This window comes from Aurantimicrobium minutum, from assembly GCF_002355535.1.
In the GTDB taxonomy this organism is placed as follows: Bacteria; Actinomycetota; Actinomycetes; order Actinomycetales; family Microbacteriaceae; genus Aurantimicrobium; species Aurantimicrobium minutum.
Window position 1 is genome coordinate 1337027 of sequence record NZ_AP017457.1, and the last position, 17005, is coordinate 1354031.

Sequence of the window (17005 nt, forward strand, 5' to 3'; positions counted from 1 at the left end):
GATGGACGCCCTTGTGGGTGAGTCTGTCGTTTGCCGCCATCTTCATTGCGCTTCGTATTTTCTATCGCCTTCTTTTTGGTTCCTTCAGTTGGATAGCTGTTGGGCAAGCAGCACTGCTTGCTCTCCCTTTTGTGGCCATCATCGTGGCCTGTGGTTTATTCAGTTCTCTCATTGACTTCAGGAAGCTGTTGGTCTCACTTTCTGGATTGAAGTATTCGCGTTCTGTCGGAACAGCGCTGACGATTGCGTTGGCAAGCTTCCCCACGTTGCTTGCTCAAGTGAAGAAGATCAACACGTATCGAACCCTGCGTGGAATCACCTCTCGTTTTGCCGTGGTCGTTCCCGTTCTCGAGCACACCGTTGAAAAGTCCGTTGCCCTCGCTGCCGCAATGGAGCTTGCAGGTTTTGGCTCGAGGGGGCAACTTCGTGAGGCAAACCCCAGTCCCATCACGTTGGAAAAGTACTCACTGAGTTTCGGTGATCACACCGTACTGAACAACGTTTCCGTTTCATTTGCCCCAGGCACTGTGTCCGTGCTGACCGGTGCAACAGGCTCTGGAAAGACATCCCTTTTGGAAAGCATCGCTGGCCTCAGCCAGCATTTCCATGCGGGTATTGCCACCGGTACTCTCACTCTGGGCACCATTGACCGCATCCGTGTTCCACCGCGCGACACCGCAGCCTTAATCGGTTTCGTTCCCCAAAATGTTCGCCTGAGTTTCACTGCATCCACCGCACGTGAAGAACTGGAGTTTACTCTTCGTCTACACGGTGAAACCAAGGAGCTCCTTCTTTCCCGAGTTGACGAGCTCCTGAGTGAGTATGGTCTCCGTGACTATGCAGATGTGCCCGTGGATCTGCTCTCAGCTGGTCAGGCAACTCGCGTAGCTCTCGCGAGTGCACTGGCGGCATCACCACAAATTCTTATACTCGATGAGCCACTGGCAGATCTTGATTCTGCGTCAGTGTCAGAGCTCATTGAGATTCTGGATCGTCTGCGTACCTCAGGCATGACCATCGTGCTATCTGAACACCACACAGCAGCGTTGCAAGCACTTGATCCTCGCTGGCTCGTGCTTGAAGCTGGAGCGGTATCTGAAGGACAGTTTGTTCCTGCATCAATGTTTCCTGCTCGTGCTCTGCCCTTGACCAGTTCTGATTTGGTCCTTGCTGTCACCGGCTTAGGAGTTGCTCACGGTAAAAAGAAGGTCTTAAGTGACGTCTCCTTCACTGCACGCACAGGAGACATCATTGCGCTCACTGGCGCAAACGGGGTGGGAAAAACATCTCTTCTTAATGCTCTAAGCAGCACGCGGTCTGCTGGAGTGGTGGAGGTGTTGGGAACAGACCTTTCGACCCTTCCTGCAACACAGAAGGTCAGACTCGTAGCTAGTGTTCCCGAACAGGCCTCCTGGCTGTTCATGAGCGAAAGCTTGGCGGAGGAGCTCGAGTATGCCGACAAGATTGCTGGTGTTCCTGCCGACACGGGGTTGACCGAGCTCACCTTCCGATCTCTGCTATCTCGTGATGTTTTATCTTCGAAGTTGTTGAGAACTCATCCTCGTGACCTCTCCGCTGGAACTCAGCGCGCTCTGGCTATTGCTCTTCAACTCAGTTGGAAACCAGGTGTCATCACAATTGATGAACCCACTCGAGGTTTAGATCCTCACTCACGCTCTGCCATGGCAGAGGTTCTGCGCTGTGTTGCCGAAACTGGAACAGTTGTGGTGTTTGCAACCCACGATGTTGAATTTGTACGCAGTCTCAATGCGCGAATCTTCACCGTGGCAGAAGGAACACTCATCCACCCCGAGCAGGTAAACGCATGCTGACGCGACTAAGTTCACTGAGAACGAGCCTTGTAGTGGCTGCCTCGCTCATGGCACTTGCTGCTTTTGCCTGGCCATTGTTCACTTCTGCACTTCCCACCCAGGCTCAAGCTGCCGTTCCTTTCGTTGTCTTTGCTGTTGTTCCGCTGCTGGTTGTAGTGATGTCGCTGATTCTTGATGGCAGCATCACCAGTTCCAAAACTCTTGCCCTCCTTGGTTTGCTCACTGCCGTGGGCACAGCCGTGCGCATTGCCAGCACAGGGGTGGGCGGCTTTGAAGCCGTCTTTATTGTGTTGATTCTGGGCGGACGTGCTTTTGGTGCACGATTTGGTTTCCTGCTCGGCATGCTCACCATTGCGTTGTCTTCTGCGCTGTGGGGCGGGTTGGGTCCCTGGACTGCTTTCCAAATGTTTGCCGCCGGCTGGGTGGGGGCAGGTGCTGGATTGTTGCCTGGGCGCAACACCCCACCAACAGATAAATCATCGCGTCGCAAAGAAATTGTGATGCTGGCGGTATATGGCGTCTGTGCCTCCTATCTTTTTGGCGCAATAATGAACCTCTGGTTCTGGCCGTTTGGAGTGGGGCCAGAAACGGACATCAGTTACGTTCCTGGTGGCAGCCTGTTTGAGAACCTCAGCCACTTTGCGGTCTATACGCTTCTGACGTCGACTCTCACCTGGGACACCGTGCGTGCCATCACCACGGCAGTCGGTCTTGCACTTATTGGTGCACCAGCATTGAAAGCACTGCGCCGAGCAAAACTCTAGATATACACAGCCTCATCGAGGATGTGTGCATCCGAGATGGGGTGTAATCCGTCACGGTTGACCACATTGACAAACCTGCGCAGTACCAGCTCCATCTCGGTGGCAAACTGCACCAGGTCAAAATAGGTCGCCTGAGCGCTTGGTCCCACCAGCATGTCGAGGGGATCGTCTTCTCTGAGTGAATCTGTCAGCGCAGGCCCAAAGATAGCCAACTCATCAATGTTGTTCATGGCCGCCAGTTTGTGGAGAACATCACTCATTTCACCGAGTGCTTCCATGCTCACGTTTCCCGATCCACCCAGAAGAACCTTGCGGCCGGCCATGTATTCCTTATAGGGAACAATGACCGCCTCAGGTTTACGATGTGCACCCATCACCACGGGAAGTGCATTCGGGTCTGCCCGAAAAGTCTTCAAAATCTTCGAAAGATTCTCCCTGGCATCGGCAACGCTGACGATGACATCCGGGTTTGAGTACCACACGTTCCAATATTACTAAATTTGTACATAATTTTGTGTATTTATTATGTACATATTTTGAATTATGCGAATTTACAGGCTATGAGCATCAATTGACGCTTACGAGGACCCTCAGTTAGACCGAGAAGTACTTTGCCTCAGGGTGGTGGAATACAAAAGCGTCAGTGGACTGCTCTGGGTGTAATTGAAGTTCCTCAGACAGTTCAACGCCGACACGTTCTGGACGCAGGAGTTCAACAACCTTGCGGCGGTCCTCCATGTCAGGGCACGCGGGGTACCCCAGGGAGAAACGAGCACCGCGGTAGTTCAACTTGAACATTCCGGCGAGATCATCAGGATCTTCAGCTTTGAAGCCCAGTTCTTCACGCATTCTGGAGTGCCAGAACTCAGCCAAAGACTCCGTGAGCTGCATTGCTAAACCGTTGAGCTCCATGTAGTCGCGGTAAGCGTTCTCTGCGAACATTTTGGCGGTGAACTGGTCAACTGTTGCACCAACGGTGACCAACTGGAAGCCCACCACGTCTACTTGGCCGCTTTCTCGAGACTTGACGAAGTCAGACAGGCACAAGTGACGATCACGGCGTTGGCGTGGGAAGGTAAATCGCAGGCGGTCGGAGCCGATGGCTCCCCCGCTTGGAAGCTGTGCTGAGCCGCCATCGGGGGCTAAAAGTCCTGGTTGACCCAGAATTCCTTGAGGATCATCGCCGTGGTTCAGGATGACGAGATCATCCCCTTCTGAGACTGCTGGGAAGTAGCCATAGACAACCGAGGCATCCATCATGCCCTCGGCAAGGATGCGATCAAGCCAATAACGAAGCCGTGGCCGACCTTCGGTCTCTACCAGCTCTTCATAACTTGCCCCGTCATCAGCGCGGCTGGGTTTGAGACCCCACTGCCCCATGAACGTGGCACGTTCATCAAGGAAAGCCGCGTAATCAGCGAGGGCAATACCCTTGACGATGCGCGTTCCCCAGAACGGGGGCGTGGGGACGGGGTTATCCAGCGCAACATCCGAACGTGTGGGCATGTTCTCGGGTTCGGTTACTTCAAGCAGGCTTTGCTTGTGAATACGCTTCTTCAGCTGGGGCAAACCGACGCTCTCAGGATCTGCACCACGACTGATCGCAACCAGTGGTTCCATCAGGGCTAAGCCTTCGAAGGCATCGCGTGCGTATCGCACGGTGCCATCAAACATGGAGGCCAAATCATCTTCCACGAAGGTTCTGGTCAAGGCGGCCCCACCGAGAATGACAGGCCACTTGGTGCCTAGCCCTCTACTAGTGAGCTCTTCGAGGTTTTCTTTCATCACCACGGTGCTCTTGACCAGCAAACCACTCATACCGATCACATCAGCATTGTTTTCTTCCGCAGCCTGAATGATTTCGTTGATGGTTTTCTTGATGCCGATATTGATGACGTCATAGCCGTTGTTGGTGAGGATGATGTCCACCAGGTTCTTACCAATGTCGTGAACGTCACCACGGACGGTGGCCAGGACAATGGTTCCCTTACCGGCTTCATCACTTTTTTCCATGTGAGGTTCAAGCAACGCCACGGCGGTCTTCATGACCTCAGCAGACTGCAGCACGAAAGGAAGCTGCATTTCACCACTGCCGAAACGCTCGCCAACCACCTTCATGCCTGCCAGCAAGTGATTGTTAATGATGTCGAGTGCTGATGTGCCTTCAGCGCGGGCGAGGTCGAGGTCCTCCTCGAGGCCTTTGGATTCGCCGTCAATAATGCGGCGCTCGAGGCGCTCTCCCACGGGAAGAGCAGCAAGTTCTGCAGCTCGCGCATCCTTCAAGCTTGACGAGTCAACACCATCAAAGAGATCCAGCATGGTCGCGAGGGGGTCATAGGTGAGGTTGCCCTCAGCATCGTATTCGCGACGGTCCCACACCAAATCCAAAGCAACTTTGCGCTGCTGTTCTGGGATGGAGGCCAGGGGAACAATCTTGGCAGCATCCACGATTGCTGAATCTAGTCCGGCCTCCACAGCTTCGTGGATGAAAACCGAGTTCAGCACAGCACGCGAGGCGGGGTTCAAACCGAAGGACACATTGGAGACACCCAGTGTGGTGTGGATTCCGGGGTATTTCGCATTGATCTGGCGAATAGCTTCAATGGTTTCAATCGCGTCGCGACGCGTTTCTTCCTGACCGGTGGCAATGGGAAACGTGAGAGCATCAACGATGATGTCATCCACACGCATGTCCCAGTCGTTGACGAGGGTGTCAATCAAACGACTGGCAATGCGCACCTTGTCTTCAGTGGTGCGCGCCTGACCTTCTTCGTCGATCGTCAGAGCGATTACAGCTGCGCCATGCTCTTTGACCAGCGGCATAATTCTGCCAAAACGAGAATCTGGGCCATCGCCATCTTCGAAGTTGACCGAGTTCACAACCGGACGGCCACCAATCAATTCCATGCCCGCTTGCAGCACGGCAGGTTCTGTGGAGTCGATGACCAATGGCAGCGTGGACGCACTCGCGAATCGTGACACGATTTCGCGGGCGTCATCGGTGCCATCACGACCGACATAGTCCACGCAGACATCGAGCAGGTGAGCACCGTCACGAACTTGCTTGCGTGCAATCTCAACACAGTCATCCCAGCGGCTCTCGAGCATCGCTTCACGGAAGGCTTTTGAACCGTTGGCGTTTGTACGTTCACCAATAGCGAGGAAGGTGTTGTCCTGGTCAAAAGGAACGTGCTGGTAGAGGCTGGCAACACCGGCTTCATGCTGGGGGTTGCGCGGGGTGAGTTTCATTCCGCCAACACGGTCAACCACAGCCTTGAGGTGGGCAGGTGTTGTGCCGCAGCAGCCACCAACCAAAGCAAGACCAAACTCTTTCACAAACTGTTCGTGAGCGGTTGCCAACTCTTCTGGCCCAAGTGGATAACGAGCGCCGTCTGCGGTGAGCTCAGGCAAACCTGCGTTGGGCATCACCATGACGGGAACGGTGGAGTTCTTGGAAAGTTGGCGAAGGTGCTCGCTCATTTCGGCAGGACCGGTAGCGCAGTTCAACCCAATCATGTCGATGCCTAACGGCTCGAGGGCAGTCAGTGCTGCACCAATCTCGGAACCCATCAACATGGTTCCGGTGGTCTCCACGGTGACCTCAACAAAGATAGGGAGCTTGATTCCCTCTTCCTCGATGGCTTGCTTGCAGCCGTTCACGGCTGCTTTGGTTTGGAGCAGATCCTGCGAGGTTTCAACCAGGAAAGCATCTGCTCCGCCGCGAATTAGCCCCACAGCTTGTTCAGCGAATGTTGCCTTCAGGTGTGCATAGGTGGTGTGACCCAGGCTGGGAAGTTTTGTTCCCGGGCCCATCGATCCCAGCACCCACCGCATCCGGCCATCAGCGGCTTCAAACTTTTCAGCACTTGCTCGAGCAATTTCTGCTCCTGCTTGAGCCAGCTCCGTTATGCGATCTTCAATGCCATAGTCACCCAGGTTGGACCAGTTAGCGCCAAAGGTGTTGGTTTCAACACAGTCAATGCCAGTTTTGAAGTAGGCATCATGAACCGCGGTGACAATATCGGGGCGGCTCACATTGAGAATCTCGTTACACCCCTCCAACTGTTGAAAATCATCCAGGCTGGGGTTGTGATCTTGCAGCATGGTTCCCATGGCGCCGTCAGCGATGACGACGCGCTCGGACAGCGCATCCATGAGCGCCTTGGAACGAGCAGGAAGCTGAGGTGTAGTCACTCTCCAAGCTTAATGGCGCGCATTAGCCAAGATGTTCGCCAAAGAAGCGCTCGATGCGCTGCCAGGCATCGGCTGCTTCCTCCGGACGTGGCTTGAATCCAACGACAGTATTCATAAGGGGACGCAGAGCTTTCGGGCCAGCTTGTGTGGGGTTCATAAATGCGTGTGAAGCTTCGGGATAAACCTTCACGTCGTGCGGGATACCTGCCTTGGTCAAAGCTGCTTCCAACTTGGGTCCTGCACCTTTGAGGGAAAGATCTTTCCCTCCGAAACTGGCCACAATCGGACAAGATCCCTGTAGTTGTGTATCGAGATCCTTCGCCGCTTGGCCGTAATTCACTGCAGCAGCGTCATAGCCTTTGTTCACCAGCTGCAAGGCGAAACCACCGCCCATGCAAAAGCCCATCACGCCAATCTTGCCGGTGCAATCAGGTCTGGACAGCAGATAGTTTTTTGCAGCTTCAATATCCTGATATGCCTGACCTGTTCCATCCACGAGTGCGCGGAAGGTGGCTTTCAAACATTTCCGCATGCCACCGCGACTATAGAGATCAGGCATGAGAACCAGGTATCCCGCACTGGCCATCCGGGAGATGTGGGAAGTCATGGATTCATCAATCCCGAACACCTCGTGCACAATCACCACTGCAGGGAAGGGACCCTTCCCTTGAGGTACAGCGAGCCTGCCCGGGATGTGTTCACCAGACTCAAGAGGGATGGTGATATCCGAAAGAATCGGTTCCGCGGACGTCATGAAGTGGCCAGAGCAGTGATGAGTTGTTGATGATCATGCTCAGAAATATCGGCATAACCCAGCGCATATTCCGCGATGGCTTTATCAAAGGCCTTCGAGGTTCCCAAGTATCCGGTGATGAAGGAGGCATCGCCAGCGCGAGCATGTGCCCTCGCTAACACTGCTCCGCAGATACGGGCATAAGAATTAATGCCTTCGACATCAAGCTTGGCTACGTCGATGGATCCCTTCATGTCCCACAGTTGACGGAAATAAAAATCATGTGGGGTAGTCGCTCCACCATGGCACCAACCCAAGAAGGGGTCGCCGGTTGCCTGCATGAGACGGGTTCCCACAACAACTCTTTCACCCGAGTTGGAGAAAACACTCTCTCCCACATAGGGCTCAAGTACTGAGGCGCTGGCTTGCTTTGCCTGCAGAATCAGGGGTTCACCATCACCAGACTCAAGCAACATGACATATGCCCGAGTACCCACGGACCCCACTCCAACTACTTTGAAAGCGAGGTGTTTGAACGAGTAGCGAGAGAGCAAGATTGCACGGTCAGGTTGCAGCGTTTTGATGTAGTCGGTGAAGACCGGTGCGAGTGCTTCAACAACAGTGCCTACGGCCGCGTCATCAATAGGAGTCAGCAGGGGTGGATCGGCGCGGAAGCGTCGCTGTCCATCGACAACCTCGGTGAGTTTGTTCACGGCAGAATCAACGGTTTTCTTCTTGGCTTTGTTGCTTGCCTTTTCAAACATGGAACGAATGTCCGAGTTTTTCATCTGCGACATCATCCACTTGACGTCCACTTTGGCAAACCATAAATCTAAGGTTTTGCGCTCACTGAAGGCAGACATCCATTCGCGGTATGACTGAGCAGATATCTGACACGCAGTGAACTGTTCGTCCCTACTGAGACCGTTGTTGCGAGCAGCCAGCGCAAAGCTGGCAGCCAATCGCTTCACATCCCACTCAAAAGGTCCCGGAGCAGTTTCATCAAAATCATTGAGGTCAAAAACCAGGCTGCGCTCTTGTGAGGCAAACATGCCAAAGTTTGCCAGGTGGGCATCCCCGCACAGCTGCACTTCAATACCACTGTTGGGTTGCAGGGAAAGATCGTGGGCCATGACAGCAGCCGCCCCGCGCAGATAGGCAAAAGGGTTCTGAGACATTCGTTCGTATCTCAGCGGCACTAAAGACTGTTCGCGGTCTGCTTCTTGTCCGCGCAGAATACCCAGCGCCTCTTCACGTTCGTGGGGTGCTGGAAGACCCGCATGGCTTTCCAACGGAACTTGTTCACGGCGATGCTCCCCAAGAATTCTGCGTTGTTCACGAGTAGGCCTAGGCCGTGAAAAGAAATCGATAGATGCTTGGGCGCCATAGTTCACTGACATGTCTACCTCAACTTCGTGACAACAGGAATGGCGGTGGTGGGAGATTCACCCTGGTCGTAGACCTCAGCAGGGCTACCTATGATCAGTGAATCGTTCAGGCCAATCACACTGGAATCCTTGCCCTCGTAGTTGAAGGCATTCAGTACCCACTTCATCGCTTCGAGGCGTGCACGTTTCTTATCGTTCGATTTCACGACTGTCCACGGCGCCACATCGGTGCTGGTGGCTCTAAACATTGCCTCTTTGGCTTCGGTATAGGCATCCCATTTATCCAGTGATGCTAAATCAGTGGGGGAAAGCTTCCAGCGTTTAACGGGGTCTGTACGACGTTCGAGGAAGCGTCGACGCTGCTCCGCTTCCCCCACAGAGAACCAGAATTTGAAAATCTTGACTCCAGACTTTGCGAGCATGCGTTCGAACTCTGGAGCAGAGCGAATAAATTCTTCATACTCCGCTTCCGTGCAATATCCCATTACACGTTCCACCCCTGCGCGGTTGTACCAAGAGCGGTCAAACATGACGAGTTCTCCCGCGGCTGGGAGATGTTCGACGTAGCGTTGGAAATACCACTGGGTGCGTTCACGCTCTGTTGGTTTTTCGAGAGCAACCACTCGTGCACCACGAGGGTTGAGGTGCTCCATGAAGCGTTTGATGGTTCCACCCTTACCCGCAGCATCACGGCCTTCAAACAAGATGATGACGCGTTGACCTGTTTCTTTAATCCACACCTGCAGTTTGAGCAGTTCCACCTGCAAGACATGCTTGCGGTGCTCATACTCTTTCCTAGTCATCTTGGTGTCGTAGGGGAAACCCTGCCGCCAAGCATCATCTTCGGTCAGTGTGGTGGGGGCATCGTCATCCAGCAGATCTTCCGGCGTAAAGCTGGACTTGAGAATTTCTGCGGTGTCGAACGTGTCACTCATACCTTCAGCCTAGAACTCTCTAAGGGTGCAGAGGCTGCGAGCGCAGGCGTGCCCACACTCGTGCAATGAGCAATGCGATAAACGCATTGAATGCCATGAACGCGGCAATACCAAAGATGTATGCCACCACTCCGCCAACACCGTTAGGGCCATCAGGTTCAAGGAAGGGATAAGGCCACCACCCGGTGATCATTCCTCGAATCACGGTGAAGGCAACCCATGCAAGCGGGTAAAGCAGAGCCCACCACATTGCTCTGAGGCGCAGAGCGATTCGGCCTGAAGCAAAAAGCCACTCGAGCACAATCACGATAGGAACCCACACGTGTGTGCTTTCGTTGCACCACGCAGGAGGCTCATACCCTTCGGAAGGAATGTTGCGCAGTAACAGGTTGTAAACCACACCGGTGACGATCGCATAAGAGAAGACAGAGACGCGAACGATTGTGAACAGTCTCGTATCCTGTACCCGGGTCCACGCTAACCAGCCACCGACCGCGAACGCGACGATGTTGATCAGGCTGGATTGAATGGTGAAGTAACTAAAGTACTTTTCTGGATAAAAGGCGTCGTTGGCCACTTCGGACCAAATTTGGGTGGCGATTGCTGCGAAGACCCAGGCTGAAATTCCCCAGCGGACTAGTGCAGTGATTTTGCGCGACGGTGTGCTCACATGCTCGACGTTATCAACAGTTTCAGCTCACTAACAGGGTGAGTTTCCTAAACTGGTGTTATGTACACTGATCAAGGCCTCCTGGTTGAAGAACCTGGCCTCTTTGCCCTCATCCTTATCCTCGTTCTCTGGAGCTCAATCTGGAAGGCCTTCGCGCTGTATCGCGCAGGGTCATTAAAGTCTGTTCCCTGGTTCACCGTGCTGTTTGTTCTCAACACTGCAGGCATTCTCGAAATTCTCTACCTCTTCGTCTTCAGCAAAAAGAAGCAGCAGGAAGAAGTAGCCGCTTAGGGCGCTAACAACCACAGCAATGGCAGTAGAGCCATCGCAATAGTCGCAATACCTAACAGTATGCGCGACCACAGGGGGCTCTTCCATTTGCCCAAGAGTTTTTCATCGCTGGCAAGCCACCAAATCACCGCCATCAAGATTGGCGCAGCCAAGCCATTGGTGATCGCGGCAATGACCAGAAACTGCATCGGGTTGAGCCCGATGAGGTTGAGAATAAGTCCCACCAAGATGGAAAAGAAAATCACGCCATAAAAGGCCCTGGCTTGGCTGGGACGCTTTTCTAAACTCTCACGCCACCCAAAAGTTTCAGCCATGGCATAGGAGCTTGCTCCTGCGAGGACGGGAACACTAAGCAAACCTGTTCCCACAATGCCCAACAGGAACAACACTCCCGCAAAATCTCCCGCTATGGGGGTCAAGGCTTGCGCCGCTTGTTCAGCAGTTTGAATATCGGTGATTCCGTTTTTGTGCAGAGTGGCCGCGGCGGTAATCATGATGGCTGCCATGACGAAGACACCGGTGAACATTCCAGCAAAGACGTCTCCGCGCATGGCACGAACATGTGTTGATGTCACGCGATAGTGAGAACTCTTTCGACGCTCCTCAACCTCTTCAGCAGATTGCCAAAAGAACAGATAGGGAGAGATGGTTGTTCCCGCAATAGCGATCAGCAAAGCAATGTCTCCTTTACTCCAGGTGAACTGGGGGATAAAGAGATCGTGAAGGACCTGGGACCACTCAACCTGAGCAACGAACATCACGGCCACATAGGCCAACAGCGACAAACACAACCAGCGCAGAATCTTGGCGTATTGGTGATAGGGAACAAACACCTCAGCGATAACAATAATCGCGGCGAAAAGCACCACGCCCAGAAGTTGAGGAACAGGAACAAGAAGCTGCAGTGCCGCAGCCATAGAACCAAGATCAGCAGAAATATTGACCGTGTTGGCGACCACAACCAGTGCCAAGCACAGATACAAAATGGGCGCAGGCATGCGCCTCTTGATAACTCCGGCCAGTCCGTGCCCGGTCACAAGAGCAATACGTGCGCAGGCTTCTTGAACGGCAAAAGCGAGGGGCAGCAGAAGTGGGGCACTCCACAGCAACCGGTTCCCGGTTGCTGCACCTACCTGAGAATAGGTACCGATTCCAGAAGGATCATCATCGGCAGCGCCGGTGACAATGCCGGGACCGAGACGACGGAAATACCCTTTTCCCTTAACACGTTCACGTGAAGGGTGGTGCGGGCTTGGTTTTTGCCCAGGCTCAAGAAGTTCGGCGATTTCTACGTCATGTTCTGCCATGCTCCCACCTCCCTTGCCTCCAGCCTACGCAGTTGCCGGAAGAGTAGATTGAATTCATGACTTCTCCACGCACACGCTGGTTCGGCCTGCTATTTATTAGCCTCGCCGTTTCGCTCATCATCGTTGACTCGACCATTATCAATGTTTCGATTCCCTCCATCATCGAAGACTTAGGAATTACCAGCACCCAGGTGCAGTGGGTTCAAGAGTCCTACACTCTCGTCTTTGCAGCGTTACTCCTCGTGTTTGGTGCACTCGCTGACCGCTTCGGCCGCCGCCGGGTGATGATTCTCGGTATGGCCATCTTTGTTGTGTCCTCGGTGATTGCCGGATTCTCTCAAAGCGGCGACATCCTCATTGCTGCTCGTGTGCTGCAAGGTTTCGGTGGCGCCATGGTTCTGCCCACCACCCTGTCGTTGGTCAATGCCACTTTCCAGGGCAAAGAGCGAGGCATCGCCTTTGCTATCTGGGGTTCAACCATTGGTGGAATGGTGGCCGTTGGGCCGCTTCTTGGTGGATGGTTGACCACTGACTACTCATGGCGTTGGGCTTTTGGTATCAATATCCCTGTCGGAATCATCATCATTATTGGTGCACTGCTCACGGTTAAGGAATCCAAAGAAGAATCCGCCACAGGCAGTATCGACTGGATGGGTGCGTTCTACTCCGTCATAGCAATGTCGACTCTGGTGTTTGCCCTCATCGAAGGCCGCACCTACGGCTGGTGGGAAGTCAACAAGCCATTCACTGTGGGCGACTGGACGTGGCCAGGAAAGATTTCAATCATTCCTGTGCTGTTCCTCATCTTCATCCTCGCGTCCACGTTGTTTATTACCCACGGCGCTAACCGCATTCGCAAGGGTAAGTCCGCCCTGATCTCCTTCAACCTGTTCACGATTGCCTCCTTCCGCAACGGAAACATCGCAGCCATGGTGATCTCGTTGGGCGAATTCGGCATCATCTTGTCACTTCCTCTGTGGTTGCAGTTCGTTATTGGCTATGACGCACTGCAGACAGGTTTTGTTCTGTTGGGTCTCGCCGGTGGTGCGTTCGTCGCCTCCGGTTTAGCCGGAGGTCTGTCCGGTCGAGTCTCTCCGGTCACGATGGTGCGCATGGGTATCCTGCTGGAAATTGTGGGTGTGACCGGCGTCGGCTTCGCCATTTCTCCAAGTGCATCGTGGGTCAACGTGGTGCCATGGTTGTTCGTTTACGGTTTGGGTGTTGGTCTTGCCACCGCTCAGCTGACCAACGTGATCTTGAAGGATGTTCCCGTCCAAGAATCCGGTCAGGCTTCTGGAACTCAGAGCACCTCGCGCCAGCTTGGTTCTGCGTTGGGTATCGCCATCTTGGGAACAATCTTGTTTACCTCGGTGCAAATCCAGCTCACCAATGACCTCACCTCTGAGGGTCTGCCTGAAGAGCAGGTCACCCAAGTGGTTACCGCGGTTGTGGATAGCGCCGGTGGAGCCATTGTCCAGCTCGAGGCGGATCCCACCACGCAGCCCGTGGCAGACAATGCCAAGCAGGCTCTTTCTGACGGAACACGTTACGGTGCCTTTGCCGCTGCAGGATTCTTAGTCCTTGGTTTCTTAGCAACCTTGTCGCTAGGTTCCACACGCAAAGAGGAAGTAGAGCAGATCAAAGAATCTGACGAAAACCACGTCATCTAGGTACTAACCACAGAAGCCGCTTTCCGAATTCGGAAGGCGGCTTCTGTGTGCTTGGAGGCTACTTTCTGGAAGATTTTTCTGGAATGGGTGCTTTGCCTGAACGAACAAGTTCTGCCATATATGCTCTGGCTTCGTCCTGTCGTTCCTGCTCGACACCGGAAGAAATTTCAGCACGCAGGTGCTCTTGCCCATACCCAAACGCATCAACGAGGTCTTGTGCGTGGGGGCGCAGACGAGTGATCAAACGATCCACATATGCGGTCACTGCCGATGCGCGCTGCGCAGAAAGACGACCGTTGATCAAATACCAGGACAGGTTTTGTTCAATGACGTGGAGGCCGAAGAGGTCACGAACCCAGGTCACAACCTGGCGAGTTCCCTCATCAGTGATCTTGTCGAGAGCATTAGTGAATGCTTCCCATTGCAGCAAGTGGCCGTGTGCAATAGCTGCTTCGATAAGGGCGCTCTGGTTTCGGTTGAAAGCTTCTGCTTCTTCGCCCGTCTTCTTGGCATCACGCAGTTCAAGCGCGATGTTCGCAATCATGGTCTCTACCCGGTCGGTGAGCAGATCACGTTGCGTTTCTGGGTCACGAAGTTCCTTCACGGAACGAGCAGTGGAGCCAAGGTCGTGAACGTTTTGACCCAGGCGGCGCAAACCAGATCCAGTCACGGCACGTTCGGTGACTTGCTCCATTACGAGGCGAGCAAGGGAGCCGGTGTCTGCATCTTTGAACTTTCTGCTGTAATCGGTCAACAGGCGCTTTGCCACGAGTTGAAGGAGAACATTGTTGTCACCTTCGAAGGTGGCATAGACATCCATGTCTGCACGCAGCAGAGTCAACCGATTTTCTGCCAGGAACCCTTGACCACCACATGCTTCACGACAATCCTGCAAAGTCTTGAGTGCGTGCCAGGTGGACAGCGGCTTGAAGGCAGCAGCCATGGTTTCTAAGTCTTCGCGGCTCGCGTCTGAATCATCTAGTCCGCTGAAGACCGCATCAAACTTCTCCAGCAGAACTTCTTGAGAGAACGTCTGAGCATAGGTCGTGGCAAGGAGCGGAATGAGACGACGCTGGTGGCGCTGGTAATCCAGGAGAACGGTTTCTTCTTGGCCGGAGTTGGAGAACTGGCGGCGTTGGTTGCCGTAGGTCACCGCTATTTGGAGACCAATCTTGGAAGCGTTGACGCAGGCACCATCGAGGGAGACACGTCCTTGAACCAAGGTTCCCAGCATGGTGAAGAAACGACGCCCGGGGCTGGCAATTGGTGAGGTGTAGTTGCCGTTTTCATCGACGTCACCGTAACGGTTCAGCAGGTTGTTGCGTGGAATGCGGACGTGGTCAAAGTGCAGACGGCCGTTATCAATACCGTTCAGTCCGCCCTTGTATCCGTCGTCCTCTCCGCCGATACCGGGAAGGAAGCTTCCGTTCTCGTCACGGATAGGCACATAGAAGCCGTGGACTCCGTGGTTGACTCCCTTGGTAATGAGTTGAGCGAAGACCACTGCTGCTTTTCCGTGCAGTGCTGCATTACCCAAGTAGTCCTTCCATGCTCCGCGGAAGGGTGTATTGATAACCCATTCCCCTGTTGCCTCATCGAAGGTGGCGGTGGTGGCAATGGAGGACACATCGGAGCCGTGCCCGGTCTCGGTCATGGCATAGATACCTGGGGTCTCCAAAGACATTGCCGAGGGCAGGAAACGATCGTGGTGTTCTTTGGTTCCCAGGTGAGCAATTGCGGCAGTAAACAATCCCCACTGCACACCCGACTTAATCTGGAGAGAAGGGTCAGCGGCTACCAACTCCTGGAAAGCTGCCAAGTTTCCGCCGTGATCATCGAGCCCGCCATAGGCGGCAGGGAAAGCCCGGTGGACCTGTCCGTTTTCCACCAGAAGTTTGAGTTGTCCAAGCACGCGAGCGCGGTGCTCGTCCATACCAAGGCCTGGGATGTTGTGCATCTCTGGCTTACCGGCGAGTGCACGGGAAGCGAGGCGAACATCTGCCCATTTGCCCAGCAAATAGCGAGATAAATAGGCGCGATCAATCATCGCGGCATCATTTTCTGTTGCTACGTCGTTTACTGTCTCAACTTTGTCGAGGATAGACATCGTGTGTGGCCTTTCATGGCGGATACCTACAACGTATGCCCTATTTGAGCGCATGACGAACTCAGTTTCAAACAGTGTGTGGGGCTCCTACAATTTTGAGCTAGCAGTACCCGTTATCTTTGTTGTTTCCTCACCGAGGCTCTCAGGAAACATCTAGGCTGGAGTAATGCTCACCGTGATTTTTGGCCTGTCTGGTGCCCTCGTTTTTGGTAGCGGTGACTTCCTCGGAGGCCTTGCTTCCAAGCGTATGGGTGCCTTTTTGGCCACCGGCATTGCCGGACTTATTGGCCTGTTTCTCCTCATTGGATTCACCTTCATCATCCCCGGTGAAATCAGTGACGGCGCCATTGTGTGGGGTTTGCTCTCTGGACTGTGTGGGGCTGTAGCCATTCTCTTGCTCTATGCAGCACTAGCCATTGGCCCCATGAGTATTCTTTCTCCTCTGGGTGCATTGATCTCTGCAATCTTCCCTGTGATGTGGGCCCTGCTCATTAACGGCGAAAGCCTGGTGTGGTTTGGTTATGTCGCCCTTGTCATTGGTGCCATCGCTATCGTTCTAGTTGCTTTCACCCCTGAAAAAGAAGCGGTGAAACCCAAAGCTCGCGGCATTATCTTCGCAGTCATCTCCGGCATCTTGATTGGGCTATTCCTCATTGTTTTGGATCAAGCACCATCGGATGCGGGCATTTATCCGCTGGTGTTTAACCGTTTCGTGAACATCACCATCATGTTCTCTGTGGTTTTTGGCATGGCGCTTATTCGGTGGGCACACCGAAAAGGTTATTTCGGGAAAGATGGCTCACCCCGGGCAGACCTCGTCGTTGGTGACGCCGGAGCAACCGACTATCGCAACGGAATCCTGCTCGCACTCGGCTGCGGAATTTTAGACGCCACAGGAAATGCACTGCTGTTGCTGGGAATCCAAACCGGAAACTTGAGTGTGATGTCTGTGCTCACCGCGATGTATCCAGCAGGAACCATCATCCTTGCGGCCCTGGTGCTGCGGGAAAAAATCACCAAACTTCAGCTGGTGGGCATGGTTCTCGCACTCACGGCAGCAGCACTTCTTGCTCTGAGCTAGCTCCCTGGGTTAACGAACAAGTGCCGCACCCGA

Annotated in this window: 13 protein-coding genes; 5 read left to right on the forward strand and 8 right to left on the reverse strand. The window is 53.9% G+C overall.

Features of this window, described 5'->3' with window-relative positions; genetic code table 11:
- Nucleotides 1-17: 17 nt before the first annotated feature.
- Both AUMI_RS06610 and AUMI_RS06615 read left to right on the forward strand, forming a co-directional pair.
- Entirely contained in the window at nucleotides 18-1832 is a 1815-nt protein-coding gene (locus AUMI_RS06610) for an ATP-binding cassette domain-containing protein (RefSeq protein ID WP_172418279.1), read from the forward strand.
- A 32-nt stretch (nucleotides 1833-1864) separates the two neighbouring features.
- Nucleotides 1865-2596, forward strand: coding sequence for an ECF transporter S component (locus AUMI_RS06615; RefSeq protein WP_231951729.1), 732 nt, complete (start codon nucleotides 1865-1867; stop codon nucleotides 2594-2596).
- Here the strand turns inward: AUMI_RS06615 and AUMI_RS06620 are convergent.
- The 6 genes from AUMI_RS06620 to AUMI_RS06645 all read right to left on the reverse strand — a co-directional run bounded on the left by AUMI_RS06620 (nucleotide 2593) and on the right by AUMI_RS06645 (nucleotide 10516).
- Nucleotides 2593-3078, reverse strand: a complete 486-nt coding sequence (locus AUMI_RS06620; protein WP_096382707.1) for a hypothetical protein — start codon at nucleotides 3076-3078, stop codon at nucleotides 2593-2595. The genes AUMI_RS06615 and AUMI_RS06620 overlap by 4 nt on opposite strands.
- Nucleotides 3079-3190: 112 nt before the next feature.
- Nucleotides 3191-6751 (reverse strand): methionine synthase, encoded by a 3561-nt coding sequence (gene metH / locus AUMI_RS06625; protein ID WP_096383526.1) that lies wholly within the window; start codon nucleotides 6749-6751, stop codon nucleotides 3191-3193.
- Nucleotides 6752-6812: 61 nt separating this feature from the next.
- On the reverse strand, nucleotides 6813-7544 hold the full coding sequence (locus tag AUMI_RS06630) for a dienelactone hydrolase family protein (RefSeq protein ID WP_096382709.1): 732 nt from the start codon (nucleotides 7542-7544) through the stop codon (nucleotides 6813-6815).
- Nucleotides 7541-8923: a DUF2252 domain-containing protein gene (locus AUMI_RS06635; RefSeq protein WP_096382712.1), complete on the reverse strand. Its 1383-nt coding sequence runs from the start codon at nucleotides 8921-8923 to the stop codon at nucleotides 7541-7543. Before AUMI_RS06635 ends, AUMI_RS06630 begins: the two co-directional genes overlap by 4 nt.
- A gap of 2 nt (nucleotides 8924-8925) precedes the next feature.
- Nucleotides 8926-9846 (reverse strand): polyphosphate kinase 2, encoded by a 921-nt coding sequence (ppk2, locus tag AUMI_RS06640; RefSeq protein WP_096382715.1) that lies wholly within the window; start codon nucleotides 9844-9846, stop codon nucleotides 8926-8928.
- A 19-nt stretch (nucleotides 9847-9865) separates the two neighbouring features.
- Nucleotides 9866-10516, reverse strand: coding sequence for a Pr6Pr family membrane protein (locus tag AUMI_RS06645; protein WP_096382717.1), 651 nt, complete (start codon nucleotides 10514-10516; stop codon nucleotides 9866-9868).
- A 60-nt stretch (nucleotides 10517-10576) separates the two neighbouring features.
- Between AUMI_RS06645 and AUMI_RS06650 the strand changes: the two genes are divergently transcribed.
- Nucleotides 10577-10807 (forward strand): DUF5652 family protein, encoded by a 231-nt coding sequence (locus tag AUMI_RS06650; RefSeq protein WP_096382720.1) that lies wholly within the window; start codon nucleotides 10577-10579, stop codon nucleotides 10805-10807.
- Here the strand turns inward: AUMI_RS06650 and AUMI_RS06655 are convergent.
- On the reverse strand, nucleotides 10804-12114 hold the full coding sequence (locus AUMI_RS06655) for an Nramp family divalent metal transporter (RefSeq protein ID WP_096382721.1): 1311 nt from the start codon (nucleotides 12112-12114) through the stop codon (nucleotides 10804-10806). The two genes, AUMI_RS06650 and AUMI_RS06655, sit on opposite strands and share 4 nt — an antisense overlap.
- Before the next feature lie 56 nt (nucleotides 12115-12170).
- On the opposite strand from AUMI_RS06655, the gene AUMI_RS06660 reads away from it, so the two are divergent.
- A complete protein-coding gene (locus tag AUMI_RS06660; protein ID WP_096382724.1) occupies nucleotides 12171-13784 on the forward strand; it encodes an MFS transporter in 1614 nt (537 codons plus the stop codon).
- A gap of 58 nt (nucleotides 13785-13842) precedes the next feature.
- Here the strand turns inward: AUMI_RS06660 and AUMI_RS06665 are convergent, their stop codons facing one another.
- A complete protein-coding gene (locus AUMI_RS06665) occupies nucleotides 13843-15891 on the reverse strand; it encodes an acyl-CoA dehydrogenase family protein (RefSeq protein WP_096382726.1) in 2049 nt (682 codons plus the stop codon).
- 166 nt (nucleotides 15892-16057) lie between these two features.
- On the opposite strand from AUMI_RS06665, the gene AUMI_RS06670 reads away from it, so the two are divergent.
- A complete protein-coding gene (locus AUMI_RS06670; RefSeq protein WP_096382728.1) occupies nucleotides 16058-16972 on the forward strand; it encodes an EamA family transporter in 915 nt (304 codons plus the stop codon).
- Nucleotides 16973-17005: the final 33 nt, after the last annotated feature.

Excerpts from the sequence above, each read along its gene's own strand:
- AUMI_RS06665 (WP_096382726.1), bottom strand. The coding sequence starts at position 15,891 with ATGTCTATCCTCGACAAAGTTGAGACAGTAAACGACGTAGCAACAGAA.
- AUMI_RS06670 (WP_096382728.1), top strand. The coding sequence starts at position 16,058 with ATGCTCACCGTGATTTTTGGCCTGTCTGGTGCCCTCGTTTTTGGTAGC.
- AUMI_RS06650 (WP_096382720.1), top strand. The coding sequence starts at position 10,577 with ATGTACACTGATCAAGGCCTCCTGGTTGAAGAACCTGGCCTCTTTGCC.
- ppk2 (WP_096382715.1), bottom strand. The coding sequence starts at position 9,846 with ATGAGTGACACGTTCGACACCGCAGAAATTCTCAAGTCCAGCTTTACG.
- AUMI_RS06635 (WP_096382712.1), bottom strand. The coding sequence starts at position 8,923 with ATGTCAGTGAACTATGGCGCCCAAGCATCTATCGATTTCTTTTCACGG.
- AUMI_RS06655 (WP_096382721.1), bottom strand. The coding sequence starts at position 12,114 with ATGGCAGAACATGACGTAGAAATCGCCGAACTTCTTGAGCCTGGGCAA.
- AUMI_RS06630 (WP_096382709.1), bottom strand. The coding sequence starts at position 7,544 with ATGACGTCCGCGGAACCGATTCTTTCGGATATCACCATCCCTCTTGAG.
- AUMI_RS06660 (WP_096382724.1), top strand. The coding sequence starts at position 12,171 with ATGACTTCTCCACGCACACGCTGGTTCGGCCTGCTATTTATTAGCCTC.
- metH (WP_096383526.1), bottom strand. The coding sequence starts at position 6,751 with ATGGATGCGCTGTCCGAGCGCGTCGTCATCGCTGACGGCGCCATGGGA.